This window comes from Streptomyces monticola (assembly GCF_042665355.1).
Lineage (GTDB): Bacteria > Actinomycetota > Actinomycetes > Streptomycetales > Streptomycetaceae > Streptomyces > Streptomyces monticola.
The window spans coordinates 471,777-498,463 of the sequence record NZ_JBHTCF010000005.1; the positions used below are offsets into that span (position 1 = coordinate 471,777).

Below are 26,687 nucleotides of genomic sequence, written 5' to 3' on the forward strand. Positions count from 1 at the left end.
CCGCCGGAGCGGCGACGGGGTCGCGCGCTTCCGGAACGTAAGCCTCCCGAATTGACGGTGCATGGCCAAGCCATGGCGCAGGAATGACGTCAGTCATTGATGCCGGAACGTTCCACACCTGCCACAATCCACCGCTGGAACACCAGGAAAGCCACAAGCAGCGGCACGATGGACACCGCCGCGGCGATGAACAGCTCGTGCAGGCGCACCACTTGGCCTGTCGAGAACGACGAAAGCGCCACCTGGACCGTCCAGGCCTCGCGGTCCTGGCCGATGACCAGCGGCCACAGGAAGGAGTTCCAGGCGCCGATGAAGACGATCGTGCCGACCGCCGCGAAGACGGGCCGCGTGTTGGGCACGACGATGCGCCAGTACGTACGCCAGTAGCCGAGCCCGTCGACCCGCGCCGCGTCCTCCAGCTCCCGTGGGAATCCCAGGAAGTACTGGCGGAAGACGAAGCACGCGAACGCCGAGAACAGGGTCGGGATGATCAGGCCCCGCAGTGTCGAGATCCAGCCCAGGGTGGAGACGAGCACGAAGCTCGGCACGAAGGTGACCGCCGCCGGGACCATCAGGGTGCCGAGGATCGCGTAGAAGACCTTGTTCGCGTGCCGGTAGGGGATCCGGGCCAGGCCGTAGCCCGCGAGGGAGGCCAGGAGCAGGGTGCCGAGGGTGGTGGCGACGGCGATCAGGGCGGAGTTGAGCAGGGAGCGCGCGAAGGGCACGCTCGGGTCGGCGAACAGCTCGGTGATATTCGACCAGCGCAGCTCGGACGGGAAGAAGGTCCAGTCCGGCGAGGTGATGTCCTGCTCGGACGCGAGGCCGTTGCGGACCAGGAGATAGAACGGGATCAGGAAGAGCAGGGCGAGCGCGACGAGCACCACGAGGCGCAGGGCGCGGCCCACTCGTACGACAGCGTCCGTGCGCATCACGCCTCCTTGCGGCCGAGGCCGAACCAGCGGGCCTGCCCGATCGTCACCACGGCGATGATCACCGCGAGGATCACCGCGCCCGCGCTGCCCGCGCCGAGGTTCTGCCCCTGCCCGAGGGCCGTGTAGTAGAGATAGACGAGGGGCGGCCGGGCGTAGGGCGGATAGCCGCGGGCGTCGGCGAGCAGGTTGTAGAACTCGTCGAAGGCCTGGAAGGCGTTGATGACAAGCAGCAGCGCCACCGCCACCGAAGTGGCCCGCAGCTGCGGGAACGTGATGTGTCTGAACACCTGCCAGCCGGGCCGCGCGCCGTCCACCGCCGCCGCCTCGTACAGCTGCGGGGAGATCCGCTGCAGGCCGGCCAGGAACAGGATCATGAAGAACCCGGCCTGCAGCCAGAGCCGTACGGTGACGATCGCCAGCCAGTACCAGGGCGGGTCGGTGGTCGACAGCCAGGCGACCGAGTCGGCGTCGAAGTAGCCGAGCACGGTGTTGGCGAGCCCGAACCGCACCCCGTTGAAGAGGGACATCTTCCAGATCAGGGCCGCGACGACATACGAGCAGGCCGCGGGCAGAAAGAACACCGACCGGAAGAACGCCTGCGCGCGGCGGAGCCGGTTCACCATCAGGGCGAGCGCGAGCGACAGCGCGAAGGTCGCGGGCACGATGAACACCGAGAACACCAGGAAGGTGAGCAGGCTGTCGGTGAACGCCTCGTCGCCCAGCATCGACACGTAGTTGCCGAGCCCGACGAAGTCCGCCGACGGGTCGGGCGCCACGGTGTTGTGCGCGTCGAAGAAGCTGAGGTAGACGCTCCACAGCAGCGGGATGTACGTGAAGACGCCGAGGCCGAGCGCGAAGGGCCCGACGAACAGCCAGAACCAGAGGGTACGGTTCTGCCGCCCCCGCAACCGCCCCAGGAGCCCGCTCACTTCTGGACGCGGTCGAGCTCGGCCCGCACCTTGCGTACGACGGCGCGCAGTTCGGTCTCGGGGTTCGCGCCGTCCTTGATGATGCGGCTGAGGGCGTCCGCGTACGCGGTCTGGTTCCGCGGTGTCCACAGCAGCGGCTGGGAGGCGAAGCCGTTGTCGGTGGTGAGGCGGACGGCGTCGGCCGCCGCGCCCTTCTTGAGCTTCTCGGCCTTCTTGGCGAGGGAGATACGGGCCGGGATGTGGAAGCCGTAGGAGAGCGCGAAGTCCTCCTGGTACGCGGTCTGTTCGACCCAGAGCCACTTCACATACGCCTTGGCCGCGTCCTTGTCGCGGGCCCGTGCGCTGACCGCCGCGCCGTACGCGCCCACCGGCACGGACGGTTTTCCCGGCCCGTCCTTCGGGAACGGCAGCACGCCGAAGTCGTCGCCGAACTCCTTCTGCACCGCGGGCAGCGCCCACAGGCCCGACCACTGCATGGCGGTCAGGCCCTGCAGAAACGCCGCCGGATCCGACCAGTCGCTGGGCGCACCGAGCAGCAGCGACTTGTCGGCGTACAGCTGGCGGATCTTGGCGAGGGCACGGGCCGCGGCCGGATCGTCGAAGCCGACCTCGCCGTCCTCGGTGATGAGCTCAAGTCCCGCCGCGTGCAGGGGAGTTCCGCCGAGCACCGCGGCGCCGGCGTCGTTCCCGATGAAGAGGCCCTTGACGTCCTTCGTGGTGAGCTTCTTCGCGGCGTCCACCAGCTCGTCGAGGGACTGCGGCGGCTCAAGGCCCGCGTCGTCGAGCAGGCTCTTGCGGTAGTAGAGCAGCTGCATGTCGATGACCTGCGGAATGCCCCAGACCTTGCCCTCGTACGTCTTCGGCGCGAGGACCGCGGGGTTGAAGTCGTCGCGTACGTCCGCGATCAGCTCGGTGAGGTCGACGACCTGGCCGCCCTGGATCTGGTCGAGGCTCGGCCCCGCCGCCTCGAAGACATCGGGGCCCGAGTCGGTGAGCAGCGCGGCGGCGGTCTGCTGGTCGTAGTTCCCCGGCCGCCACTGGATCTGCACGTCGGCCTTGTCGTACGCCTTCGCGTACCGCCGCACGGCCTCCTCGGTGCCCGGCTCGCCGTACTGGTGGTACCACTGCCGAAGGACGGGCCCGCCGTTGCCGCCGCCTTCGTCGCGGCCCGTGTTGGAACCGCATGCGGTCAGCAGGCCCGTCGCGGCGCCGGCCGCGAGCAGGTGTCGTCGGCTGATGGTCATGGTGCGCTGCCCCCTGGATCCGTAAGACCGAATCGGCGTTCGCTCGGCCCAACGATCAACCATGCAGGGCGATTACGACAGGGATTTTGCAGCCTTGTGTCGCGCTGCGGAACCGTGTCCGGCGCGGCACCCCCGTGGACGGCTCAGGACTCCAGGAGGGTCTTGAGAGCGGTGAGGTGCTCGCGCCAGAACTCCTTGTACGCCGCCACCGCGTCGGCGTCCGCCAGCTTGTGGTGGCCCACGCCGACCACCGTCTTGGTCTCGCTCTTGACCGTCAGGAACACGGAGATCCGGCTGGCGCCGCCGTCCCAGTCCGCGGTGAGGGACTTGCCGGGGCGGTGGGTGCGCACGGTCAGATCGCCGTCGGGCAGCCAGCGGCGGCGCACGTCCTCGTCCACGAACGCCTCGGTGACCTTCACGGCCGGGGCGTTCACGGTCTTGCTCGCGCTCGCCTCCCAGGTGCCCGCGCAGGACTGGCCGACCTCGCGCAGACCCCGCTCCTGCTCGTAGCCGACGGTGATGGACTGGGCGTGCCAGCCGTTGACGCCGTGCTCGTCGCGCAGATGGCGCGCGATGTCCGTATGGCTGCGCCGCTCGGGGCCCGCGGCGCCCCACTTGTCGAGCACCGCGAACCAGCCGACCCAGTCCTTGCCCGTGGCTTCGGTCAGGGCCGCGGCCGACAGTTTCTCGGTGATCTTCCTGCCCGTGCTCATAGGCTTGACGTTACCCGGCGTAATGCCCGGGCGCCCGGGACCTTCGTCCCTGTACCGGCAGGGGCGGGAGGGCGCAGCGTGGAGATATGGACGGTGCAGAAAACGGTGCAGAAGTGAACGGCGGTCTCCGCGACATCTCGGGCCGCGCCGACCTCGACGTCCTGCTGCGCCGCTTTTATACGGCAGCCTTCGCGGACCCGCTGATCGGGCCGTACTTCACCCAGATCGCGGGCACGGACCTCGAAGTCCATCTGCCGCGTATCACCGACTTCTGGGAGCGGGCGCTGTTCCGCACCGCGGAGTACCGCCGCAACGCGTTCGTGCCGCACGACGCGCTGCACTCGGTGGAGCCGATGACCGCCGAGCACTTCGGCCGCTGGGTGCAGCTGTGGCATGCCACGGTGGACGGGCTGCACGCCGGGCCGAACGCCGAGCGGGCCAAGGCGCAGGGGGAGCGGATCGCGGTGGCGATGCTGCGGCGCCTCAACGGCAAGGACGCTTCCACGGCGGGGAACGGACAGGGCTTCATCCCGCTGGCGGCGCTTGAGCTGAGGGTCGCGGCGTAGCGGCTCCTGGAAGCGTAGAGATCTCTGAAGCGTAGAGATCTCTGGAATTCTTGACCGGGCGTTCCGGTAACGCTTACTGTCTCCCCATGGCCCGCACCAAGGAGTTCGACCCCGACGTCGCGCTGCAGGCGGCCCTCGACCTGTTCTGGCGCCGGGGCTACGAGGCGACTTCCATGGCCGACCTCGTCGAGCACCTCGGCATCGGCCGCGCCAGCCTCTACGCCACCTTCGGCAACAAGCACGAGCTGTACCTGAAGGTGCTCGACCGGTACGCGCAGAGCCGTGACCCCGCGCTGCTCCACGAGCTGTCGCAGCCGGGCCCGGTCCTGCCCGCCGTGCGCGCGGTCGTCCGCCGCTTCGCCGCCGAGGCCGCCGACGGCGAACTCCGCCTGAACGGCTGCCTCGTCACGAACACGGCAGCCGAGCTGGCCCCGCACGACGACGCCGCGGCCCGTCGGGTCGAGACCAGCTGGGACCACGTCGAGACCCCGCTGTACGCCGCACTCGTCCGCGCCCAGGCGCAGGGCGAACTGCCCGGGGACCGCGACCCGCGGGCCCTCGCCCGCATGCTGCTCGTCCTGCTGCAGGGCGTACGCGTGGTGGGCAAGGCGTCGCGCGAGCCGGCGCGGGTGCGGGACGCGGCGGAGCAGGCGCTGCGGCTGCTCGATTGAGGCGGCTGTGCGGCGCTGCGGCCTGCAGGCGCTCGGCGGCGCCTTTTTCTTTGCCCTGATACTGAAACGATCGTTCTAGTTAACAAGGAGTTCCCCATGGTCGGCAATCGCTTCACCGGCAAGAGCGTGCTCGTCACCGGTGGCGGCAGCGGTCTCGGGCGGGCCATCGCCCTTTCCTTCGCCGGCGAAGGCGCGCACGTCGTCGTCGCCGGGCGGGGCGAAGGCCCCCTCAAGGAGACCGTCGGCCTGATCGAGGAGCGCGGCGGCAGCGCGTTCGCCGTGACCGCCGACGTGAGTCGCGCCGAGGAGATCGAGGCCGCCGTGCGGGCGGCCGTCGACCGGTTCGGGGCGCTCGACGTCGCCGTCAACAACGCCGGTGTGCTGCGGGCCGGCGCCCCCCTCGCCGAGCTCTCCGAGGCCGACTGGCGCACCCAGCTCGACATCAACGTCACCGGTGTCTTCCTCGCCCTGCGGGCCGAGATCGCGCAGATGCGGGAGCAGGAGTCCGGCGGCGCGATCGTGAACGTCGCCTCCAACCTCGGCCCGCATCTGCGGGTGCCGGGCACCGCCGCTTACGCCGCGACGAAGGCCGCCGTCTGGGCCCTCACCCACGGCGCCGCCCTCGACCACATCGGCGACGGCGTGCGGATCAACGCGGTCAGCCCGGGTGCGTCGGACACGTCCATGTCCCTGCTGCCAGGCGAGACGGAGGCCGGACGGGCCGCGCGGATGAAGGAGGGCAACCCCCTCGGCCGGGTGGCCGGGCTCGACGAGGTGGCCGCGGCCGTGCTCTATCTCGCGTCGCCGCAAGCCGCTTCGGTCGTCGGCACCGATCTCGTCGTCGACGGAGGCGCCGCTGCCTGATCCGGGCTGCGGTCGTAGGGTGAGACGACGGTCGTGGGGTGGAGCGAGCACCCCGGCGGCAACGACGTCTTCCGGAAGGACCCGCCATGACGGGCTGGAACGCGAGCCATATCCCCGATCAGAGCGGCCGCACCGCGGTGGTCACCGGAGCCAACAGCGGCATCGGCTATGTCACGGCCCGCGAACTGGCCCGCCGTGGCGCCCGGGTGGTGCTCGCCTGCCGCAGTGAGAGCAGGGGCAAGGAGGCGGAGTCCCGGATCGGCGCCGAAGTGCCGGGCGCGAGCGTCGAGTTCGCACCCCTGGACCTCGGCGATCTGAAGTCGGTACGGGACTTCGCCGCCTCGTACGAACGCGACAAGCTCGATCTGCTGGTCAACAACGCGGGCGTGATGGCTCTGCCGTACGCCCGCACCGCCGATGGGTTCGAGACCCAGTTCGGCGTGAACCACCTGGGCCACTTCGCCCTCACCGGGCTGCTGCTGCCCAAGCTGATGGCCACCGACGGTGCGCGGGTGGTGAGCGTCTCCAGTGGCCTGCACGCGCTGGCGAACATCGACATCGGGGATCTCAACAGCGAGCGCAAGTACGGGCGTTGGGTCGCCTACGGGCGCTCGAAGTCGGCGAACCTGCTGTTCATCCACGAGCTGGCGCGGCGCCTCGCGGCCGTGGGGTCGGGGGTGGTGGCCGCGGCCGCGCACCCCGGGTACGCGCGCACCAATCTGCAGACCGCGGGTCCGAAGCTGGAGGGCCGCAAGGTCGTGGAACGCGTCGTGGGGCTCGGCAACCAGGTGATCGCGCAGTCCGCGCAGGCGGGTGCGCTGCCGACGCTGTACGCCGCGACCGCCCCCGGTGTCCGCCCCGACTCCTTCACCGGCCCCCGCCTGCAGGGCTGGCGCGGCGCGCCCGCCAAGTCCTGGCGGGCCGGCTGGACGCGTAACGACGTGGCGGGGGAGCGGCTCTGGGTGGCCAGCGAGCAGCTGACGGGGGTGGAGTACGGGGCGTTGAGGGGGTGAGGTCGGTGCGGGCCGGCAGCACCTGCTGATGGGTTACCCCGCTTTGACCTCGTACGCCGTCACCGAGACGGTTTCGTCGTCCAGGCACCGCCCCGTACTCAAGTCGAAGCGCTGCTTCAGAAGCGGGGACGCCACGAAGGCCGAGCCCGCCGCCGAGCCGAGAAGGCCGCGGGACAGGACCGCCGCCCCCGTGAACGGGTCGCGGTTGTCGATCGCGTACCAGCGGCCCGCGCGGTCCTGGAAGAGCGCGGCCTGGCGGCCGCCGGGCAGCAGGACCGCCACTCCGCGGCCGGGCGTCACCCGCGCCGGGTCGCAGACCGGCAGCCAGTCGCCGTCGACGTACAGCTGGAGCAGGGTGGTGGTGGCTTCCGGGGCGAGCGAGACGGTGGTCATCGGGTGGCAGTCCCTTCCAGGGTGCGAGTCGTGCCGAGGGCGAGCAGCGGCAGGTCCGGCTTGATCTGGTCGCGTTCGGGGACGAACTTGACGGTCGGGTCCGGGACTTCGGGTGCGTTCACGAACGACACGAAACGGGCCAGGCGCTGCGGGTCGTTGATGGTCTCGGCCCACTCGTCGCGGTAGCCCGCCACGTGCGCCGCCATCAGGGCCTCCAGGTCGGCGCAGATGCCGAGGGAGTCATGGACGACGACGTCACGGACGTGGTCGAGGCCGCCCTCGATCCGCTCCAGCCAGGTGGAGGTGCGCTCCAGGCGGTCGGCGGTGCGGATGTAGAACATCAGGAAGCGGTCGATGAGGCGGATCAGTTCCGCGTCGGAGAGATCCTGCGCGAGCAGATCCGCGTGGCGCGGGGTCGCGCCGCCGTTGCCGCCGACGTACAGGTTCCAGCCGTTCGACGTGGCGATCACACCGAAGTCCTTGGACTGGGCCTCGGCGCACTCGCGGGCGCAGCCGGAGACCGCCGACTTCAGCTTGTGCGGGGCGCGCAGTCCCCGGTAGCGCAGCTCCAGGTCGATGGCCATCCGGACCGAGTCCTGCACGCCGTAGCGGCACCAGGTCTGGCCGACGCAGGACTTCACCGTCCGCAGGGCCTTTCCGTACGCGTGCCCCGACTCGAAGCCCGCGTCCACCAACTTGGCCCAGATCTGCGGGAGCTGGTCCACCCGCGCGCCGAACATATCGATGCGCTGACCGCCCGTGATCTTGGTGTAGAGGCCGAAGTCGCGGGCGATCTCGCCGATCACGATCAGCTTCTCCGGGGTGATCTCACCGCCGGGGATACGCGGCACGATCGAGTAGGAGCCGTTCTTCTGCAGATTCGCCAGGAAGTGGTCGTTGGTGTCCTGCAGTGCCGCCTGCTCGCCCTCCAGGACATAGCCGTCCGCGCCGAGCGCGGGGGCGAGCGAGGCGATGATCGAGGCGACCGCAGGCTTGCAGATCTCACAGCCCTCGCCGCCGCGTGCCGCTTCCCGGCCGTGGCCGTCGAGCAGTTCGCGGTACGAGGAGATCCGCAGCGCCAGGACGATCTCGTACAGCTCCTGGCGGGTCTGCGCGAAGCAGCCGCACAGGCCCTTGTCGACCTCGACGCCGCCGGCCTCCAGCTCGGCCGTCACCAGCTGCCCGAGCACCTTCACACAACTGCCGCAGCCCGTACCGGCCTTGGTGCACTTCTTCACCTCGGGCACGTTCGTGCAGCGGTGCTCGGTGACCGCGCCGCGGATCGTGCCCTTGGTGACGTTGTGGCAGGAGCAGATGACGGCTTCGTCGGGCAGGGCGGCCGGGCCGAGCGCGACCGGCGCACCGGCACCCGCCGGAAGCACCAGCTGCTCGGGGGCGACCGGCGGTACCGAACCGGTGAGCGGACGCAGCGTGCCGTACGCGTCCGCGTCGCCGACCAGGACACCGCCGAGCAGCGTCCCGTCCGCGCCGATCACCAGCTTCTTGTACGTGCCCGAGCGCGAGTCGGCGTAGACGACGTCGAGGCAGCCCTCGGTGGTGCCGTGCGCGTCGCCGAACGAGGCCACGTCCACCCCGAGCAACTTCAGCTTCGTCGACATGTCGGCGCCGGTGAAGGTGACTTCGGCACCCTCCGCCCCGGGCTGCGCCGACTCGTCACGCGCGATCGCGGCGGCCGCGGTCTGCGCCATCTCGTAGCCGGGCGCCACCAGGCCGTACACCCGGCCGTCCGCGGCGAGCGCGCACTCGCCGATCGCGAAGACCCGCGGGTCACTGGTGCGGCACTGCTCGTCCACGGTGACACCGCCGCGGTCGCCCACGAGCAGACCGCAGTCACGGGCGAGCTGGTCGCGGGGGCGTACACCCGCGCTGAACACGACCATGTCCGTGTCCAGTTCGGAGCCGTCGGACAGCTTCATCGCGCGGACGTGGCCGTCGTCGGCCGTGACGATCTTCTCGGTGCCGGTGCCCGTGTGGACGCTCAGGCCCATGTCCGTGATGGTGCGGTGCAGGGCGGCGCCGCCGCCCTCGTCGACCTGCACGGGCATCAGCCGGGGCGCGAACTCCACGATGTGCGTGGTCAGTCCGAGGCCCTGCAGGGCGCCCGCCGCCTCCAGGCCGAGCAGCCCGCCGCCCACGACGGCGCCGACCCGGGAGTTCTTCGCGTACTCCTCGATGGCGAACAGGTCCTCGATCGTGCGGTACACGAAACAGCCCGCCGCGTCCTTGCCCGGCACCGGCGGCACGAACGGGTAGGAGCCGGTGGCCAGGACCAGGGTGTCGTAGGTGACGGTGAGCCCGGAGCGGGCCGTGACCGTCCGGTGCTCCCGGTCGATGTGCTCCGCCGGGTCGCCCAGATGCAGCTCGATCCCGTGCTTCGCGAGGAACTCCTCGTCGGACAGGGCGAGTTCCTCCGGGCTGCGGCCGGAGAAGTACGAGGTCAGCTGGACCCGGTCGTAGGCGGCCCGCGGCTCCTCGCACAGCACGACCACCCGGGCGCGCTCGGTCTGGCCCTGGTCGGCGAGGGCCTCCAGGAAGCGCTGCCCGACCATGCCGTGGCCGACGAGCACGATCGTGCGGGGCGCGGGGGTTGCTGCGGGTGCGGTGGACATCAGGAGCCTCCGTCAGAGGTGAGCAGATGGAGCAACGGGGCCTGGGGGAGCGGCTCTTCGGCCTCCCAGGCCCGGGCGAGCGCGCCGACGGTGCCGAGCTCGCCGAGCAGTACACCGCCGACCAGACGGTCGTCGCGGACGACGACCTGGCGGTAGGTGCCGCGCGTGGCGTCGGCGAGCCGGACCACGTCGTCGCCGGGCAGCGGGTCGGCCTCGCCGAAGGTGGCGAGGTCGAGCGGGCCGTGGCCGTCGACCGGGCCGGCCCCGTTCAGGGTCAGCCGGGTCAGGGCCCGGGTGCCGGTGTAGCGCGATCCGGCCTTGCGGGTCAGCAACTCCGCGAGCGCGTCGGCCTGTTCCATGGCCGGCGCCGCCAGGCCGTAGACCCGGCCCGCGTGTTCGGCGCAGTCGCCGATGGCGTGGATCCGCGGATCGCTGGTGCGCAGCTCGTCGTCGACGACGATGCCGCGCCGCACGTCGAGGCCCGCCTCGTGCGCCAGGCCGGTGCGGGGCCGCACCCCGCAGGCCAGGACGACGAGATCGGCGCCGAGCGAGTAGCCGTCGGCGAGCTCGACGCGCTTGACGGCGTTCTCCTGCACGCCCACCCCGCGCACCCGGCACTCGGTGTGCACCTCCACACCGAGGTCGGTGAGATGGCGGCGCACCAAGTCGCTCGCTGTGGCGTCGAGTTGGCGCTCCATGAGCCGCTCGCCCTGCTGCGCCAGGACGACCTGGGCGCCGCGCTGGGCGAGCGCACGGGCGGCGGACACCCCGAGCAGGCCGCCGCCGATCACGACGGCCCGGGTGCCCGGGCGAACCGCCGCGGAGAGCGCGAGGCAGTCGTCCATGGTGCGAAAGGCGTGCACGCCGTCGGGCAGCCCGTGGAACAGGCCGCGCAGCGGCGGCAGTACGGGGTTCGAGCCGGTCGCGAGGACCAGTGTGTCGTAGGCGACCCGGCTGCCGTCCGCGCAGTGCACGACGCGCTGCTCGCGGTCGATGTGGTTCGCCCGGGCCCGGCGTACGGGTCCTGGCGAGGGCAGTGCGACCACCTCGGGGCCGTACCGCCCGGCGAGCACCTCGGCGAGCAGCACACGGTTGTACGGTGCGTGTGCCTCCTCACCGAGGAGCGTGACATGGGGGCGGTCGCCGCCTGCCTGACCGGCCCCCGCGAGCTGCTGCGCGAGCCGGGCGCCGGCGGTACCCGCGCCGATCACCACGATCTGTGAACCCATGTCCGCAGCGTGCGGTGCCGGTGTTACCCGGCCGCATCATGGTTGTTTCCCGCCGGGAACGCTGCGCTCCCCGAGCGGCCGCGGTGGCTGTGAGGGACCGCCGCGCGGATCTCGGGGGGCCGTTGCTTAATCGTCCGTGAGGCGACCCTCAAAGCAACCTTAAGGATCCCCGGTACGGCGCTGACCAGGTACTTTCCCCGTGCTCCAGGCCCTATGTTCAGCGGCGTGACAACCGAGGCCGCCGAATCAGAACTCGCCGCGTACCCCGCGCTGTCCGCCTACCTGAAGCAGACGGGGGCGGCTGCTCCGGGTCCGGGGCCCGCCGCACCGCCACCCCCGGCGGGACCGCCGCTCACCGTCGCCGAGCGGCCCGCGCCCGCGCCCGCGAAGACCGCGCCCGCGAAGACCGCGCCACCGAAGGCCGCCCGCCGCGTCGCCGACAGGGACCGCCTGCGCGGCGCGGCGGCGCGCGGGCTCCGGGCACTGCTCGGGCATGAGGAGGAGCACGAGCGGGGGCGTCCGCAGGCGCGGCAGCCTGCGCGGTCCGTGCGGCAGCCGGTGCGGTCCGTGGAGGAGCGGCCGGTGCGGTCTGTGGAGGAGCGGCCGGTGCGGTCTGTGGAGGAGCGGCCGGTGCGGTCTGTGGAGGAGCGGCCGGTGCGGTCCGTGAAAGAGGAGCAGCCGGTGCGGCAACGGCCGACCCGGCGCCGCGCCGCCCCCGCTCCCACCCGTTCCGCCGCCGCCACGCGTACCGCAGCTCCCACCCGTACCGCCGCCCCCGCGGCCAGGGCCGCCGCCACCCCCGTACCGCCGCTGCGGATCTCGCCGCGGTCGCTGCGGGCCGGGCTGCTCACCGGCGGGTGTGCGGTCGTCGGACTGTGGGGCGTACAGGCCGAGATGTCGGCGCGGCTCGACGCGCTGTTCGCCACCGGTGCCCATCTCACCGGCCTGCTCGCCGGCTACGGCGTACTCGTCATGCTCTTCCTGATGGCCCGCGTGCCCGCCGTGGAACACGGCGTCGGCGCCGACCGGCTGGCCCGCCGGCACGCGCTAGGCGGGCGCTGGGTGCTGATGCTGTGCGCCGCACACGCAGTGCTCGCCCTGTGCGGATACGCCGCGCACACCGGCGACGACCTGCTGCGCGCCACGCTCGGCCTGCTCGGCTACCCGGGCATCGCGGCCGCCGCGCTCGGCACCACCCTGCTCGTCGCCGTCGGGGTCACCTCGGCGCGTGCGGTACGCCGCCGCCTTCCGCACGAGACCTGGCGCGCCGTCCATCTGCTCACCTACCTCGGCGCCGGGCTCGCCTTCGCCCACCAGCTCGCCGGGCCCGATGTCGCGGGCAGCGTCCTCGCCGTGTGGGTGTGGTCCCTGCTGCACGCCACCGTCGCCGTCCTGCTCGTCTGGTACCGGCTCGTCGTCCCCGTACGCCAGGCCCTGCGGCACAGCCTGCGGGTGCTCGAAGTGAAGCAGGAGAGCCCCGACGTCGTATCCGTCGTCATGCAGGGCATCGGCCTGGACGAACTGCGCGCCGAACCGGGGCAGTTCTTCCGCTGGCGGTTTCTGCAGCGCCGGCTGTGGCACACGGCCCTGCCGTTCTCGCTGTCCGCCCCGGTCCGCGACGACACGCTGCGCATCACCGTCAAGGCGATCGGCAACCACACCCGCCGGATACGCCGCCTGCGGCCGGGCACCCGCGTTCTGGCCGCCGGGCCCTTCGGCGCCCTGACCGCGCACCGCCGCAAACAGCGCAAGGTGCTGCTGCTCGCCGGGGGCGTCGGCATCACCCCGATGCGGGCCCTCTTCGAGACGCTGCCCTGCGAACCGGGTGACCTCACCCTCCTGTACCGGGCATCCAGCGCCGAACAGGTCGTCCTGCGCGCCGAGTTGGAGGCCATCGCCGAGTCCCGCCGGGCCCAGCTGCACTTTCTGCTCGGCCCCTCCGACGCCTCCTTCGACCCGCTCGCCCCGCAGGCCCTGCGCAATCTCGTCCCGGGCCTGGCCGAACACGACGTCTACGTGTGCGGCCCGCCCGGTATGGCCGAGGCGGCCATCACCGCACTCGTCCGCGCCGGGGTCCCCGAAGACCGTATCCACGCCGAGAACTTCACCTTCTGAGAGACCCGCCCTCCGCGTCCTGCCCTCCGAACTCCGACCTCGAGTCCTGCCCTCCGAGTCCTGCCTTCCGAGTCCTGAGAGACCTGCCTTCTGAGGAGGGGGCACCCCCACACCATGGCCCGCCACCGTAAGTCCGCACCCGCCCAGGGACCCACGCTCCAGGCCCGCCGCAAGCTCGCCGCGGGCCTGGCGTCCGCCAGTGCGCTCGCCGCCACGCTGCTCGCAGTCAGCGTCGACCCGGCAGCACCGCCCGCCCCCGACCGGCTGCCGGTCAGCAACCCCGAACCCCAGGCGGCACCCTGACCGTGCGGCCGGCCTCCCGACCTCTGAAGAGGCTCAAGTTCCGGCGTAATCGATGGACGGCACACCTATCGCCTCCATAGTGTCGCGATCATGCCCGACATATCACTGACCACGGTCGTCATGCTCTGCCTCGCCGCGGCCGCGGCCGGCTGGATCGACGCCGTGGTGGGCGGCGGCGGACTGCTGCTCCTGCCCGCGCTGCTCATCGGAGTGCCGCAGGTGCATCCGACGTACGTATACGGCACCAACAAAGCGGTGGCCATCGTCGGCACCTCCGCGGCGGCCGTCACGTATATGCGTAAAGCACCGGTCGAGGTGGGCACGGCGCTGCGCATCGGGCTCGCGGCGCTCGCCGGGTCGATGGGCGGCGCGTTCTTCGCGGCCGGGATCAGCTCGGCCGTCCTGCGTCCCATGATCATGGCGGTGCTGCTCGGCGTCCTCGCCTTCGTGATGCTGCGTCCCGCGTTCGGCACCGGCGCGGTCGCGGGGCCGCCGACGAAGCAGCGGGTGCTCGCCGCGATCGGTGTCGCGGGCCTCGGCCTCGGCTTCTACGACGGTCTCTTCGGGCCCGGCACCGGCACCTTCCTGGTGATCGCCCTCACCGCCGTCCTGCATCTGGACCTGGTGCGGGCCTCGGCCACCGCGAAGATCGTCAACGTCTGCACCAACCTGGGCGCCCTGCTGATGTTCAGCTACAAGGGCACCGTCATGTGGCAACTGGCCGCGGGGATGGCCGTGTTCAGCCTCGTCGGCGGCATGGTCGGGGCCCGCACGGCACTGAAGAAGGGCAGCGGGTTCGTCCGCGGCGTGCTCGTGGTGGTCGTGGTCTCCCTGGTCGGGAAGCTGGCCTACGACCAGTGGCTGGGCTGACGACGGCAAGTGGCTGGACTGACGGCCGGTCCATGGGCGGTGGTCGGTCCACGGGCGGTGGTCGGTCCACGGGCGGTGGTCGGTCCGGTCACCATCCGCCCACGCGGTGCCCGGCGCCCTTCGTGCCGGTGAGGTGCGCGAAGACCACCACGTTGCCCAGGTAGCCGGTCTTCTTCGAGTAGCCGCCGCCGCAGGTGATCACCCGCAGCTCGGGGCGGCGCGACGAGCCGTACACCTTCTCGTCGGGGAAGGCGCGGCTGTCGTAGACCTCGACCGCGTCCACGGTGAACACGGCGGTCAGTCCGTCGGTCCTGTCGACCTCGACGGTGTGCCCCTTCTTCAGGGCGCCGAGCGAGTAGAAGACCGCCGGCCCCTCGGCGTTGTCGACATGTCCGGCGACGATCGAGGTGCCCCGCTCGCCCGGCGCGGTGCCCGCCTCGTACCAGCCGGCGAGGTTGCGCCGCTCGGCCGGCGGCACATCGAGGCTGCCCTCGGCGGTGAGCCCGAGGCCCATCAGCGGAGCGTCGACACGGAGCGAGGGAATCCGCAGCCGGGTGGGCGCGGACGGGGGCAGCGCGGAGAAGGCGGCCGCTTCCCCGGGGCCGGGCCGCTCGCCCGCGGCCTGGGCGGCGGACGGCTGCGGCGGTGCGTGGCCCGCGCCGCCGCTCTGCAGCAGCCAGACGCCGCAGCACAGGGCGAACGCGGAGACCGCGGCTATCGTCGCGCGGGCCGTACGGCGCGACCGTGCCTCTCGACGGCTCGGCATGGTGGGCCCCCTCGGGGTGCTCTGCCGTGCCCCACGTCCCCCTCCAAGCCGCGTGCGGAAGCGGACCTGAAGGGGGCGGGGACGGCGGTACCGGTGGACAGCGGAGGGTGTCCGGTCAGATCCCGTCGCCTCTCGCCCGGCGATGCAGGAGCCAGGTACCGCCCGCGGCGGCGACGGCCAGTGCCGCCACGCCCGCCGCGGTCTGTACGGGGTCGGGGCCCAGTGCGCCGCCGACCCCCGTCTTCACATGTCCCTTCGGGTGCACCTGTTCCTTGGCGGCGGTCAGGGAGACGACCAGATCGCCCGAGACCTCCTCGCCGTTGGCGCACTTCGCGCGGATCGCGTAGGTGCCGGGCGACGCGGACGACGGCACCTTGAACTGTCCGACCACGACCTCCTGGTGGGTGCCCACGGCGAGCCGGAACGCCCCCGCGCCGACCGCGCTGGCATCCCCGCCGGCGCTGCCGCCGGGCCCGCAGGCGAGGGTGTTCACGGTCACCTCGGTGCCCGGCGTCGCGCTGGACGGGTAGACCTCCAGGGCGGAATTGGGCGGCGGTGTCGGGGAGGAGTCCGCGTACGCGGAGCCCCCGGCGAGGCTGAGGGAGGCCGAGGCGACGACGACGGCGAACGCGGCAGCGGTCAGCGGGCGGGTGGCGGTGCGCATCTCAATTCCTCCGAGAGAGCGCGGCCCGCGGCACCCCCATGTGCCGCTGCGTCGGTCGCGCCCTTGCTACGAGGTAAGTGGCACTCGGCGCGGCACGCCTGCCGGTGGGGGCCCAATTTCCGTGCGTATCAGGGGTTTCTGACGCTTCGAAGGTGCCGTTCCAGCAGGTCATGGGGGTGCGGAGGGGTACTCGTCGAAGTCGTGGGAGCAGGGCTGTGAACGGGTGATCCACGGCCGGCCCCGGGTGGCCTCAGGAGGCCGCCTCCTGCGGGCAGGCCTCTTCCGCCGCGGCGCAGGCCGCCCCCGGTCCGTCGAGCAGGCGGCGCGGCCCGGGGCCCTGACCGGCGAGTTCGTCGTACGGGTTCGACAGCGCACACCGGTCGAGGGACAGACAGCCGCAGCCGATGCAGTCCGTCAGGTCGTCCCGCAGCCGCTGCAGAGTGCGGATCCGGGTGTCGAGGTCGGAGCGCCAGCACTCGGAGATACGGGCCCAGTCCTCGCGCGTGGGCGTGCGGTCCTCCGGCAGCAGGCCGAGCACCTCCCGGATGGTGGCGAGGGGAATGCCGAGCCGCTGTGAGGTGCGGATGAAGGCGACCCGGCGCAATGTGTCACGGCTGTAGCGGCGCTGGTTGCCCGAGGTGCGGCGGCTCGTGATGAGCCCCTCGCGCTCGTAGAACCGCAGGGCCGACGGGGCGACGCCGCTGCGCTCGGCCAGCTCTCCGACGGTGGCTTCCTTGGCGTTCCAGGCGAGTTGGGTCATGGGCGACAGCGTAGCTTGACCTCAACAAAGGTTTAAGTATCAGTCTTGGCGCATGACTTCCACCACCGCTCTTGAGCACCCTGTCCGTTCCGCCGATCCCGGTCCCGCCGGTTCCGCCGGCCCGGCCGCTCCCGTCCGGATCGCCGTCATCCTCGGCTCGGACCGCGAGGGCCGCTTCGGCCCCGTGATCGCCGACTGGTTCCTCTCCCGGGTCCGGGAACGCGCCGATCTGGAGGTGGAGCTCATCGATGTCGCCTCGGCCGGACTGCCCACCGTGCTCTCCCACCAGCCCTCGGCCGAGGTGCGCGAGCGGCTCGGCGAGGTGAGCCCGAAGCTGGCCGCCGCCGATGCCTTCGTCGTCCTCACGCCCGAGTACAACCACTCCTTCCCCGCCGCCCTGAAGAGCCTCATCGACTGGCACCACGTCGAGTGGCAGGCCAAGCCCGTGGCCTTCGTCTCGTACGGCGGGATCTCCGGCGGTCTGCGGGCCGTCGAGCAGCTGCGGCAGATCTTCGCCGAGCTGCACGCGGTCACGGTCCGCGACACCGTCTCCTTCCACGGTGCGCACGGCCACTTCGACGACGACGGCAACCACAAGGACCCGACGGGCCCCGACGCCGCCGCGAAGACCCTGCTCGACCAGCTCACCTGGTGGGCGCTGGCCCTGCGGGAGGCGAAGGCGACCCGGCCGTACGGCGGTTGATGCTCCACGGTCCACGGGTTCTCCGTGGGTCGTGAGTCCTCGGTGGGTTACGGGTTCTCGGTGGGCTACGAGCTCTCCGTCGGCCACGAGCTCGCCGTGGGCAGGATGACGGTGGCGACCGCGCCGCCGTCGTCCGCGTTGCGCAGCTCGACCCGCGCCCCGATCACCTCGGCCTGGCCGAGCGCGATCGTCAGGCCGAGCCCGGTGCCCTGGCCGCGCTCCTGGACGCCGGTCAGGAAGCGCTGCGGGCCGTGCTCCAAGAGGTGCTCGGGGAAGCCCGCGCCGTGGTCGCGGACCGTGACGGCGGCCCCGTCGACGATGACCTCGATCGGCTCGGAGCCGTGCTTGCGGGCGTTCGCGATGAGATTGGCGACGATCCGCTCCAGGCGGCGCCCGTCGGTGCGTACGAGGGTGTCGTTGCCGCATACGAGGGGGGCACCGGCACGCACGAGTGGTTCGCCGCCGCTGAACTCGACCGCTGTCCCGGCCCGCTGGATGATCCCCTCGACCAGCTTGCCGAGCGGGTGCACATCGAGGTCGGGCTGCTCGATCCGCGCGTCGAGGCGGGCCACTTCGAGAAGGTCCTCGGTGAGGGTGCGCAGGGCGGAGACCCGGTCGCGCACCAGCTCTGTCGGACGTCCGGGCGGCAGCAGCTCGGCCGCGGTGTGCAGACCGGTCAGCGGAGTGCGCAGCTCGTGCGCCACATCCGCGGTGAACCGCTGCTCGGCCTCGAGGCGCTGCTGCAGCGTGGCCGCCATGCTGTCCACGGCGCAGGCGAGTTCGGCCACTTCGTCCTTGGTGCGCGGCGGCCGCGGATGGTCGATCCGGGCGTCCAGGTCACCCGCGCTGATCCGCCGCGCGGTGGCGGCGGCGGTGCGCAGATCCCGGCTGACCCGGCTGGCCATGGCGGCGCCCCCGAGCGCCGCGAGGGCGACGATGACGGTGCCCCAGGCGAGCAGCTGGCTGTCCAGCTCCTCGAGATCGGCCCGCTGCTCGGCCAGCGAGGTGCGGACCGAGAGCACATGCGTGCCGATCGGACGGGCCGCCCACACGGCCGGGTCGGGCCCGGTCATATCGAGATACGTGGTGCGCCGCCCGGCGAGCGCGGCCTCGCGCAGCGAACCCGGCAGCTTGGGGCAGTCGATCGCGGCCTCGGTGGCCTCCTGGTCGACCTGGCCCGTCACCTCGTAGATCTTGCGTACCCGCCACAGCTCGTCGACGGCGGTCTTGCGGGCGCCGGTCGCGACCTGTTCGTAGCGGGCATGGTGGATCAGCAGGCCGATGGTCAGGGCGACCAGGGCGCAGCCGGTGGCGAGCAGGGCGGCGATCTTCCAGCGCAGACCGAGGCCGTTGAGGGCGAGACGGGCTCGCCGGACATAGGTGATCATCGGCCGGCGCCGTCGTTCGGCTCGGTGGCCACGCCGCCCGGACCGGTCGCGCTGTCCGGACTGGTCCCGCTGTCCGGACTGGTCCCGCTGTCCTGACCGGTCCCGCTGTCCTGACCGGTCCCGCCGTCCCGGCCGGTCCCGCTGTCGCGAGTGGCCGCGCCGTCCGGGGTGAGCCAGAGCGAGTTCGACTGGTTGAGCGAGCCGCCGTCGTAGGGCAGATCGTCCGGGGCCGGATCGCTGCCGCCGCCCCCGGCGGGGGACTGGGCGGGGCCGCGGCCGTCCTGTCCGCCCGTGGAGCCGGAGCCGGAGCCGTTGCCGCTGCCGGCCACCGGCTCGCGATTGCCGCCGTCCGGTTCGTCGCCGCCCCACAGATGGGGCGATGAGGTCGGCCGCGGGGAATCCGCCGTGGAGTCCTTGGGGGAGTCCTTCCCCGAAGCCGCCCGCTGACCGCCCGGCGATGCCGACGGGCCGTTCGACGTGCGGGTGGAGGGCGGCAGGGGCCCGGACTTCGGGTAGGTCGTCGTATCGCTCACGGTCGACATACGGGCGCCGTCCCAGTGGTAGCGCACGGCCTTCTCGCCGCCCTCGGGGCCCGGGCTGCGAAGAACCAGGTCGATGCCGACGGTCTCGATGGCGACCTGCTTGCCGCTGGCGTACAGGATCGGCACGATCCGGCGGTCCCGCTGCATGTAGACGACGAGGATGGTGCGGCCGCTCTCCGTGTCGATCGCGACCAGGAGTTCGGGCTTGCCGCCGCCGGTCAGATCCTCCAGCTTGGGCGGCCGGATGCCCGCGCGGCCCGGCTTGTGGATGATCTCCTCGCCTGCGTACCGCTTCATCTGCGGGTCGGCCTTCAGGATGTCCTTGACCGACATCTGCCCGAGGCCGCCTTCGGGCACCTCGATGTTCCGCAGCGGCTTCGGCGGCGGCTGGTGCTCGGTGGTGTCGGCGGCCGGGGCCTGCGACGAGGGTCTTGACCAGGAGGGCCACATCGCCTCGGGGCTGGGCTGGGCGGAGACCGAGGGCGCGGGTTCGCCCGCGGCGAGGCCGTTCGGATCCCCGCAGCCCGCGAGTGCCGCCATCGCGACGGCCGTGAGGGCGGCGCCGAGCAGCAGACGGCAACGGGAGATCATGGCGGCGTCGTCCCTCTCAGGGGCAGTCGTCCCTCTCGGGGCAGGAAGAAAGGTGGTGGCCGACCGGGGGATGCCGGGGATTCGGCGAGGGGTCGACCACCACAATCGACGGTAGGCACCGTCCATCACGGAAATACGGACGTTGTGTAACAGACACCAATAGACAAGCCGAAGCCTGCAAATCGGGACCTTTGTCCCCGGGCTGAAGGGATGTGAAGCCATCGTGACCGAGCAGAACAGGACGGACGCCGAGGCGGTGCCGTCTGTGCCGTCTGTGCCGTCTGTGCCGTCTGCGTCGTCCGTGTCATCCGTGCCATCCATGTCGTCCGTCCCGGCGGGCACCGTGCTGACCGTGCTGACGACGACGGACGCCGCCGATCGGGCACGGGCCCTTGCGGACGGCGCGGTGGGCGCCCGGCTCGCCGCCTGCGCGCAGATCTCGGGACCGATCACCTCCGTCTACCGCTGGGACGGCGGGCTCGCCACCGACCAGGAGTGGCAGGTGCTGCTCAAGACGACCGTCGAGCGGTACCCGGAGCTCGAAGAGTGGCTCGTCGCGACCCACACGTACGACACCCCGGAGATCATCGCCACCCCCGTGGTCCGGGGCGGCGCCGGCTACCTGGAGTGGGTGCGCGAGGAGACGGAACGATGAGCGACGCGGGGCCCGGACCGGGGGAGTCCGGGCCGGGGGAGCGGCTGCCCTTCTTCGTGTACGGCACCCTGCGCCCCGGCGAACACAACCACGACCACTACCTGCGCGGCCGGGTGGCGGAGGAGCGCCCCGCGCTGCTCGCGGACGCCGTCCTCTACGAAGGCCCCGGTTATCCGTACGCGGTCGAGTCGCCCGGCGCGGGGCCCGTGTACGGCGAACTCGTCACCGCCGGGCCCGAGCACTACACCGAGCTGCTCGCCGCGCTCGATCACCTGGAGGACTACGCGCCCGGCGACCCGCGCAACCTCTACGAGCGCGTCGTATGCCAGGTGGCCGAGCGCGGCGGTACGGCGGTACGGGCCTGGGTGTACGTGGCGGCCCCGCCCGTCCGCGAGCGCCTCGTGGCCCGCGGCACGGTGATCCCGGGCGGCGACTGGCGCGAGAGGGACCGGGATGGCGGGCGTGACCGGGATGGCGGGTGTGACCGGGACGGCGGGTGTGACCGGGACGGCGGGTGTGACCGGGACGGCGGGTGTGACCGGGACGGCGGGTGTGACCGTGGCCGGAACCAGCCCATCCGGTCCGCTACCGCGTCCCCCTCCGCTACCGCGTCTCCGCCCGCTCCAGACGCACCGCGCACACCTTGAACTCCGGCATCCGCGAGACGGGGTCGAGGGCGGGATGCGTGAGCGTGTTGGCACGGCCCGCGCCCGGCCAGTGGAACGGCATGAACACCGTGTCCGGCCGGATGGACCGGGAGACCCTGGCGGGTGCCACGGCCGTGCCGCGCCGCGAGACCACGGTGATGTCCTCGCCGTCGGCCACCCCGATCCGCGCGGCGAGCTCCGGATGCAGCTGTACGAAGGGGCCGGGGGCGGCGGCGTTCAGCTCGGCCACCCGCCGGGTCTGCGCGCCCGACTGATACTGCGCGACCACCCGGCCCGTGGTGAGCAGCACCGGATACTCGGCATCCGGCTCCTCGGCGGCCGCCCGGTGCGTCACGGGCATGAACCGGGCCCGCCCGTCCTCCGTGGCGAAACGGTCGAGGAAGAGCCGGGGGGTTCCGGGGTGCGGGGCGGTGTCCGCGCTCGCCGGGTCGTCCGGCGCCGGGTCGAGCGCCGAGTCCTCACCGTCACCGGCCGCGAGCGGGGTCACCGGGGCCGACGGGGCCGTCGCGGCAGCTCCGTACTCCGTGCCCTCGGGCGCCGGGCACGGCCAGAACACCCCCTCCTCCTCGACGAGCCGCCGATAGGTGATCCCGGAGTAGTCCGCGGGGCCGCCGGCCGAGGCGCGCCGCAGTTCCTCGAAGACCTCCTCCGGGTCCGTGGGGAAGCCCTTCTCCACGCCCAGACGGGCGGCCAGTTCATGAAGGACGACCAGGTCGCTGCGTACCCCCGGCGGCGGCTCGACCGCCTGGCGGCGAAGGAGCACCCGGCCCTCCAGGTTGGTGGTCGTGCCCGTCTCCTCCGCCCACTGGGTCACCGGCAGCACCACATCGGCCAGTTGGGCCGTCTCGGAGAGCACCACGTCGGCGACGGCCAGGAAGTCCAGGGACTTCAGCCGCTCCTCGATATGCGCGGCACGCGGCGCGGACACCACGGGGTTGGAGCCCATCAGGAGCAGCGACTTGATGTCCGAGCCGAGCGCGTCGAGCAGTTCGTACGCACTGCGCCCAGGGCCGGGCAGCGACTCCGGGTCCACGCCCCACACCTCGGCCACGTGCGCCCGCGCCGCCGGGTCGGTCAGCTTGCGGTAACCCGGCAACTGGTCGGCCTTCTGGCCGTGTTCACGCCCGCCCTGCCCGTTGCCCTGCCCGGTCAGACAGCCGTACCCGGACAAGGGGCGCCCCGCCCGGCCGGTGGCGAGCACCAGATTGATCCAGGCGCCCACCGTGTCGGTGCCCTTCGACTGCTGCTCGGGGCCCCGCGCGGTGAGCACCATCGCGGCCTCGGGATCGCAGAACAGCCGCACCGCCTCCCGGAGTTCGGGCACGGATACCCCCGTGATCCGCTCCACCAGCTCCGGCCAGTGCGCCATGGCCGCCGAGCGTGCCTCCTCCCAGCCGCTGGTGCGCTCGCGTATGTATGCCTCGTCTGTGCGGCCCTCCGCCACCACCAGGTGCAGCAGGCCGAGCGCCAGGGCCAGATCGGTGCCGGGGCGCGGCGCCAGATGCAGATCGGCCTGCTCGGCGGTCTTCGTGCGGCGCGGGTCCACGACGATCAACGAGCCGCCGTTCTCCCGCAGTTCGGTCAGATAGCGCAGCGCGGGCGGCATCGTCTCGGCGAGATTCGAGCCGACCAGGATGACGCAGCCGGTGCGCGGCAGGTCCTCCAGCGGGAACGGCAGCCCCCGGTCGAGGCCGAACGCCCGCTGGTGCGCGGCCGCCGCCGACGACATACAGAACCGGCCGTTGTAGTCGATCTGCGAGCTGCCGAGCACCACCCGGGCGAACTTCCCGAGCCCATAGGCCTTTTCGTTGGTGAGCCCGCCGCCGCCGAACACCCCGCACGCGTCCGGACCGTGCTCCGTGCGCGTGCGGGACAGCCCTTCGGCGATCCGGTCCAGGGCCTCCTCCCAGGTGGCCGGTTCGAGCCGGCCCGTGGCGTGGGTCCTGATGAGTGGCTCGGTCAGGCGCACCCGGGAGGAGAGCACCGCAGTCGCCGTACGGCCCTTGCCGCACAGCGCGCCCCGGTTCACCGGGAACTCCGCGCGCTCCACCACCGCAAGCCCGCCGTCCCCCTGCGGGTCGGGAGCCAGGCCCATCCCGCATTGCAGGGCGCAGTACGGGCAGTGCGTGAGGGTCGGAGAGGCCGGTGCCGCGGTGGAGTGCATACCGCTCAGCGTGCGTCGGGCGTGTTACGGGGCGCGGTGCCGCCGGTTACAGACCAGGTACGACCGGCTCAGCAACCGCGGCCCCCGGCGGTGAGGTGCCCGCCGGGCGCCCGGTGTCCGTGGAGGTCAGCCCCTGGACAGGCGGCGATGGTTCGTAGCGGTGCGGGGCGGTGCGGTGCGGTGCGGTGCGGGCAGGCGGGCGGCGCCCGGTGGTTCCGTGCGGGTCCGTGGCATGGGCGCCCGGTGGTGCGGCGCGGTCCGTGGCATGGGCGCCCGGTGGTGCGGCGCGGGTCCGTGGCATGAGGCACGGCACCTCGCAGGCGGCACACCGGTCCGTGGAGACCGGATCGCGCCGGGCCGCGGCCGTGTCACATCCCGTCATCCCGTCATCCCGTCAGCGCCTTCACCGTGGGCCCCGCGGTCCACCCTCCGTCCACCGCGAGCTCCGCGCCCGTCATATACGACGCCGCGTCCGACAGCAGGAACGCCACCGCCTCCGCTATCTCCTCCGGCACCCCGACCCGGCCCATCGGCGTCCCGGGATAGCCGCCCTCGCCGGGCTGGACACCGAGCCCCGAGGTCATCGGCGTGTACGTCATGCCGGGGTGCACGGAGTTCACCCGGATCCTGGCCTCGGCGAGCTCCACCGCGCCGATCTTCGTCAGCCCGCGCACCCCCCACTTCGAGGCGCCGTATCCCGCGGTCAGGGGCAGGCCGGTGAGTCCGGCCGCCGACGAGATATTCACGATCGAACCGCCGCCGTGCTCCCGCAGCACCGGTATCGCCGCCTTGATGCCGAGGAAGACGCCGACCAGATTGACCTCGATCACCTGCCGGAAGTGCTCGACGGACTCCTGCTCCAGGAACTGGCCCGTGGAGACACCGGCGTTGTTCACCAGGCCGTCCACGCGCCCGAACTCCGCCACCGCGAAACCGAGAACCGCCCGCCAGTCGTCCTCACTGGTCACGTCATGGCGGTGGAAACGGGCATCGTCGCCCAGCTCGGCCGCCGTCTCGGCGCCCTCACGCTCCAGGACATCCGTCACGAGCACCTTGCCGCCGCCGGCCACCACGGCACGGGCCGCCGCGGCGCCGAGCCCCCGGGCGCCTCCGGTGATGACGACGACCTTGCTGCTCAGGTCAGCGGGCATGTCTGGATACCTCCGGAACGACGACAACGGGCTTACCGCATATGACTGTTCGGCATATGGCGCCGCGTCAGTCTGCCAGGGGCCGCGCACCTTGTCAGGAGGGTGCCCGCCACCGCTTCCGCCGCCACGGTCACCGGTTGCCGCCCCCTCCCGTCCTGCCGGCACCGCGGCTCCGAAGCGGCGCCGGGGGGGGGGGGGGGGGGGCTCAGCGCGAAGCCCGCAGGGCCTGTGCGACCCCCTTCTCCCGGGGACCGAGGAAGTGCGGATCCGGCTTGAAGAGGGCGTCCGCAGCCGCCTTGCCCGAGGCGAACAGCTCCCGCACGCCGCCGTAGTACCAGGTCGCGTCATGCAGGGCATCGACTCCGACGCCGTACGACTCGACTCCCGCCGACCGGCACAGGGCGACCGCCCTGCGTATGTGGAACCCCTGGCTGATCAGCACCGCGCGGTCGACGCCGAATATCCGCTTGGCCCGCACACACGAGTCCCAGGTGTCGAAGCCTGCGTAGTCACTGACGATCCGCCGCTCCGGCACACCTCTTTTGGTCAGATATGCCCGCATCGCGTCCGGCTCGTCGTACTCCTTGCGGCTGTTGTCGCCCGTGACGAGGACGACCTCGATCCGGCCCGCGCGGTACAACTCGGCCGCCGCGTCAAGGCGGTGGGCCAGATACGGGGACGGCTCACCGCCCCACAGTCCCGCCCCGAACACGACCGCCACCTCGGCCCGTGGCACATCCGCCGTGCCGTGCACACGGCTGTCGGCCACCGCGTGCATCCAGGTCGACGGCAGCAGCGCGAGCACACAGCCGAGCATCACCGTCTGCACGGCCCGCCGCCGCCCCCGCCGGGTACGCGGCAGCCGCAGACGCCGGAGCGGCTGTCTTCCGTCGCGCCATGGCCACGGCCACCGAGCCGCCTTCTGCTGGTTCATACGTTTCCCCCGCTCTCCGGATCCCTCTGTGATCCATCCCGCTTGCCGCGGCCATCTCTCTCGCCGCGGCCATCGCGCACGGCCCGGCCATCCCTCTCGCCCGCGGCCATCCCTCTCGGCCCCCGGCCGACTGTCCCCCTCCCAAGATCAGACGCAGCAGCGCCCCCGCCGGTTCAAGGCCGGCGGCTCTGACCGCCGCCCGCCCGTCCCCGTGAGCCACGGGGAAAGCGCCCGTGACCGGCGCGCAATCCGTTGGCAACGTGCGCAGGCCAGCCTTGCTCCATGACGCCGCCGAACGCACCCAGCGAGCCTCCGGGCCCCCTCGCGGGCACCCTCGACAGCACGGCGCAGCTGATGAACCGGATCACCACCCAGCTCGGCAGCCAGCTCTGCCATGTCGCGCTCAACGGCATACGCCGCCCGGATCCTCCTCCCACACTCGTGGTCGCCGCCCACGGCAGCCGCGATCCGCGGACTCTGGACACCGTGAGGTCTCTGCTCAATAGAGTCCGCGAGCTGCGTCCATCGTTGCCTCTCCGCCTCGGACACATCGAACTCAACGAACCGCTGCTGTCCGAAACCCTGGCGGACCTGGCCCCGGGCCGTGCCGTTCTCGTGCCGCTGCTGCTCGGCCGCGGCTATCACGTCAAGCACGATCTGCCCGCGGCCGCCGCCGACGCGCCCCACCTCGACACCCGGGTCGCCACCCCGCTCGGCCCGCACCCGCTGCTCGTCGAGGCCCTGTACGCCCGGCTCGTCGAGGCGGGCTGGCCCGCCCGGGAACTGCTCGGCACCGATCTGCGCCGCAACGGCGGAGTCGTGCTCGCCGCCGCCGGCTCCCGCGACCCCGACGGCCTCGCCGACACCCGGCGCACCGCCGAAGAGCTCGCCGAACGCCTCGGCGTACCGGTACTCGCCGCCTACGCCTCGGCCGCTGCTCCCACCGTCCCCACGGCCCTGCGTGCCCTCGCCGCCCGCGGCCGCCACCGAGTGGCCGTCGCCTCGTACTTCACCGCCCCCGGCTACTTCGCCGCGCAGGCCGCCGCGGCCGCCCCGTGGATCGCGGCCGCCCCACTCGGCGCGCACGCGGCGGTCGCGAGGCTGCTCCTGCGGCGCTACGACGAGGCGGTCACCACCTTCGGGACAGCGGCCGCCACCGGCACGGCCGCGGCCGCCACCGGCACAGCCGCGGCCCCCGCCGCACCTCAGCTGGCTTCCGCCTGACAGCG

Annotated in this window: 25 protein-coding genes and 1 pseudogene; 11 read left to right on the plus strand and 15 right to left on the minus strand. The window is 72.3% G+C overall.

Annotated elements, in window-relative coordinates:
• Nucleotides 1–89 precede the first annotated feature (89 nt).
• From ACFQVC_RS15710 to ACFQVC_RS15725, 4 genes are all read right to left on the minus strand, one after another.
• Nucleotides 90–929, minus strand: a complete 840-nt coding sequence (locus ACFQVC_RS15710) for a carbohydrate ABC transporter permease (RefSeq protein ID WP_381831000.1) — start codon at nucleotides 927–929, stop codon at nucleotides 90–92.
• Nucleotides 929–1,861, minus strand: coding sequence for a carbohydrate ABC transporter permease (locus tag ACFQVC_RS15715; protein ID WP_381831001.1), 933 nt, complete (start codon nucleotides 1,859–1,861; stop codon nucleotides 929–931). Before ACFQVC_RS15715 ends, ACFQVC_RS15710 begins: the two co-directional genes overlap by 1 nt.
• Nucleotides 1,858–3,105 carry an ABC transporter substrate-binding protein gene (locus ACFQVC_RS15720; protein WP_381831002.1) on the minus strand — a complete coding sequence of 416 codons (1,248 nt, stop codon included), beginning with the start codon at nucleotides 3,103–3,105 and terminating at the stop codon, nucleotides 1,858–1,860. The genes ACFQVC_RS15715 and ACFQVC_RS15720 overlap by 4 nt, the downstream gene beginning before the upstream one ends.
• 143 nt (nucleotides 3,106–3,248) lie before the next feature.
• Nucleotides 3,249–3,818 carry an SRPBCC family protein gene (locus tag ACFQVC_RS15725; RefSeq protein ID WP_381831003.1) on the minus strand — a complete coding sequence of 190 codons (570 nt, stop codon included), beginning with the start codon at nucleotides 3,816–3,818 and terminating at the stop codon, nucleotides 3,249–3,251.
• A gap of 113 nt (nucleotides 3,819–3,931) precedes the next feature.
• Here ACFQVC_RS15725 and ACFQVC_RS15730 point away from each other — a divergent pair, with 113 nt between their 5' ends.
• From ACFQVC_RS15730 to ACFQVC_RS15745, 4 genes are all read left to right on the plus strand, one after another.
• A complete protein-coding gene (locus ACFQVC_RS15730; RefSeq protein WP_381831004.1) occupies nucleotides 3,932–4,384 on the plus strand; it encodes a group III truncated hemoglobin in 453 nt (150 codons plus the stop codon).
• 86 nt (nucleotides 4,385–4,470) lie between these two features.
• A complete protein-coding gene (locus ACFQVC_RS15735; RefSeq protein WP_381831005.1) occupies nucleotides 4,471–5,055 on the plus strand; it encodes a TetR/AcrR family transcriptional regulator in 585 nt (194 codons plus the stop codon).
• Between the two features lie 96 nt (nucleotides 5,056–5,151).
• On the plus strand, nucleotides 5,152–5,919 hold the full coding sequence (locus ACFQVC_RS15740) for an SDR family NAD(P)-dependent oxidoreductase (protein WP_381831006.1): 768 nt from the start codon (nucleotides 5,152–5,154) through the stop codon (nucleotides 5,917–5,919).
• Nucleotides 5,920–6,005: 86 nt separating this feature from the next.
• Nucleotides 6,006–6,932, plus strand: a complete 927-nt coding sequence (locus ACFQVC_RS15745; RefSeq protein ID WP_381831007.1) for an oxidoreductase — start codon at nucleotides 6,006–6,008, stop codon at nucleotides 6,930–6,932.
• A 33-nt stretch (nucleotides 6,933–6,965) separates the two neighbouring features.
• On the opposite strand, the gene nirD is transcribed toward ACFQVC_RS15745, so the two are convergent.
• The 3 genes from nirD to ACFQVC_RS15760 are packed head-to-tail and all read right to left on the minus strand — an operon-like array spanning nucleotide 6,966 to nucleotide 11,184.
• On the minus strand, nucleotides 6,966–7,325 hold the full coding sequence (gene nirD / locus ACFQVC_RS15750) for a nitrite reductase small subunit NirD (protein ID WP_381831008.1): 360 nt from the start codon (nucleotides 7,323–7,325) through the stop codon (nucleotides 6,966–6,968).
• The gene (gene nirB, locus ACFQVC_RS15755; protein WP_381831009.1) at nucleotides 7,322–9,955 is read right to left on the minus strand and encodes a nitrite reductase large subunit NirB; all 2,634 of its coding nucleotides are present in this window, start codon (nucleotides 9,953–9,955) and stop codon (nucleotides 7,322–7,324) included. The genes nirD and nirB overlap by 4 nt, the downstream gene beginning before the upstream one ends.
• A complete protein-coding gene (locus tag ACFQVC_RS15760; protein WP_381831010.1) occupies nucleotides 9,955–11,184 on the minus strand; it encodes an NAD(P)/FAD-dependent oxidoreductase in 1,230 nt (409 codons plus the stop codon). The genes nirB and ACFQVC_RS15760 overlap by 1 nt, the downstream gene beginning before the upstream one ends.
• 225 nt (nucleotides 11,185–11,409) lie before the next feature.
• Between ACFQVC_RS15760 and ACFQVC_RS15765 the strand changes: the two genes are divergently transcribed.
• The 3 genes from ACFQVC_RS15765 (at nucleotide 11,410) to ACFQVC_RS15775 (ending at nucleotide 14,472) form a co-directional block, all read left to right on the plus strand.
• Nucleotides 11,410–13,299, plus strand: coding sequence for a ferredoxin reductase family protein (locus ACFQVC_RS15765; RefSeq protein ID WP_381831011.1), 1,890 nt, complete (start codon nucleotides 11,410–11,412; stop codon nucleotides 13,297–13,299).
• Nucleotides 13,300–13,413: 114 nt separating this feature from the next.
• Nucleotides 13,414–13,602, plus strand: a complete 189-nt coding sequence (locus ACFQVC_RS15770) for a hypothetical protein (protein ID WP_381831012.1) — start codon at nucleotides 13,414–13,416, stop codon at nucleotides 13,600–13,602.
• Between the two features lie 90 nt (nucleotides 13,603–13,692).
• Nucleotides 13,693–14,472, plus strand: coding sequence for a sulfite exporter TauE/SafE family protein (locus ACFQVC_RS15775; protein ID WP_381831013.1), 780 nt, complete (start codon nucleotides 13,693–13,695; stop codon nucleotides 14,470–14,472).
• An 88-nt stretch (nucleotides 14,473–14,560) separates the two neighbouring features.
• Here the strand turns inward: ACFQVC_RS15775 and ACFQVC_RS15780 are convergent, their stop codons facing one another.
• The 3 genes from ACFQVC_RS15780 to soxR form a co-directional block, all read right to left on the minus strand.
• Nucleotides 14,561–15,238, minus strand: coding sequence for a class F sortase (locus ACFQVC_RS15780; RefSeq protein ID WP_381831014.1), 678 nt, complete (start codon nucleotides 15,236–15,238; stop codon nucleotides 14,561–14,563).
• Nucleotides 15,239–15,353: 115 nt separating this feature from the next.
• A complete protein-coding gene (locus ACFQVC_RS15785; protein WP_381831015.1) occupies nucleotides 15,354–15,902 on the minus strand; it encodes a hypothetical protein in 549 nt (182 codons plus the stop codon).
• A gap of 250 nt (nucleotides 15,903–16,152) precedes the next feature.
• Nucleotides 16,153–16,662, minus strand: coding sequence for a redox-sensitive transcriptional activator SoxR (gene soxR / locus ACFQVC_RS15790; RefSeq protein ID WP_381831016.1), 510 nt, complete (start codon nucleotides 16,660–16,662; stop codon nucleotides 16,153–16,155).
• Between the two features lie 52 nt (nucleotides 16,663–16,714).
• Here soxR and ACFQVC_RS15795 point away from each other — a divergent pair, with 52 nt between their 5' ends.
• The gene (locus tag ACFQVC_RS15795) at nucleotides 16,715–17,365 is read left to right on the plus strand and encodes an NADPH-dependent FMN reductase (RefSeq protein WP_381831017.1); all 651 of its coding nucleotides are present in this window, start codon (nucleotides 16,715–16,717) and stop codon (nucleotides 17,363–17,365) included.
• A 65-nt stretch (nucleotides 17,366–17,430) separates the two neighbouring features.
• Here the strand turns inward: ACFQVC_RS15795 and ACFQVC_RS15800 are convergent, their stop codons facing one another.
• Nucleotides 17,431–18,753: an ATP-binding protein gene (locus tag ACFQVC_RS15800; protein ID WP_381831018.1), complete on the minus strand. Its 1,323-nt coding sequence runs from the start codon at nucleotides 18,751–18,753 to the stop codon at nucleotides 17,431–17,433.
• Nucleotides 18,750–19,886 carry a hypothetical protein gene (locus tag ACFQVC_RS15805; protein ID WP_381831019.1) on the minus strand — a complete coding sequence of 379 codons (1,137 nt, stop codon included), beginning with the start codon at nucleotides 19,884–19,886 and terminating at the stop codon, nucleotides 18,750–18,752. The genes ACFQVC_RS15800 and ACFQVC_RS15805 overlap by 4 nt, the downstream gene beginning before the upstream one ends.
• 319 nt (nucleotides 19,887–20,205) lie before the next feature.
• Here ACFQVC_RS15805 and cutA point away from each other — a divergent pair, with 319 nt between their 5' ends.
• Both cutA and ACFQVC_RS15815 read left to right on the plus strand, forming a co-directional pair.
• Nucleotides 20,206–20,541: a divalent-cation tolerance protein CutA gene (gene cutA, locus ACFQVC_RS15810; protein WP_381831020.1), complete on the plus strand. Its 336-nt coding sequence runs from the start codon at nucleotides 20,206–20,208 to the stop codon at nucleotides 20,539–20,541.
• A pseudogene (locus ACFQVC_RS15815) lies at nucleotides 20,538–20,987 on the plus strand (gamma-glutamylcyclotransferase family protein); the annotation flags it as partial. The gene cutA and the pseudogene ACFQVC_RS15815, both read left to right, overlap by 4 nt.
• A 157-nt stretch (nucleotides 20,988–21,144) precedes the next feature.
• On the opposite strand, the gene ACFQVC_RS15820 reads toward ACFQVC_RS15815, so the two are convergent.
• From ACFQVC_RS15820 to ACFQVC_RS15830, 3 genes are all read right to left on the minus strand, one after another.
• Nucleotides 21,145–23,373, minus strand: a complete 2,229-nt coding sequence (locus ACFQVC_RS15820) for a molybdopterin oxidoreductase family protein (protein WP_381831021.1) — start codon at nucleotides 23,371–23,373, stop codon at nucleotides 21,145–21,147.
• A 386-nt stretch (nucleotides 23,374–23,759) separates the two neighbouring features.
• Nucleotides 23,760–24,524 carry a glucose 1-dehydrogenase gene (locus ACFQVC_RS15825; protein ID WP_381831022.1) on the minus strand — a complete coding sequence of 255 codons (765 nt, stop codon included), beginning with the start codon at nucleotides 24,522–24,524 and terminating at the stop codon, nucleotides 23,760–23,762.
• 205 nt (nucleotides 24,525–24,729) lie between these two features.
• Complete coding sequence (locus ACFQVC_RS15830; RefSeq protein ID WP_381831023.1) at nucleotides 24,730–25,458, minus strand: SanA/YdcF family protein; 729 nt, start codon at nucleotides 25,456–25,458, stop codon at nucleotides 24,730–24,732.
• 282 nt (nucleotides 25,459–25,740) lie between these two features.
• On the opposite strand from ACFQVC_RS15830, the gene ACFQVC_RS15835 reads away from it, so the two are divergent.
• Complete coding sequence (locus ACFQVC_RS15835; protein WP_381831024.1) at nucleotides 25,741–26,682, plus strand: sirohydrochlorin chelatase; 942 nt, start codon at nucleotides 25,741–25,743, stop codon at nucleotides 26,680–26,682.
• Nucleotides 26,683–26,687: the final 5 nt, after the last annotated feature.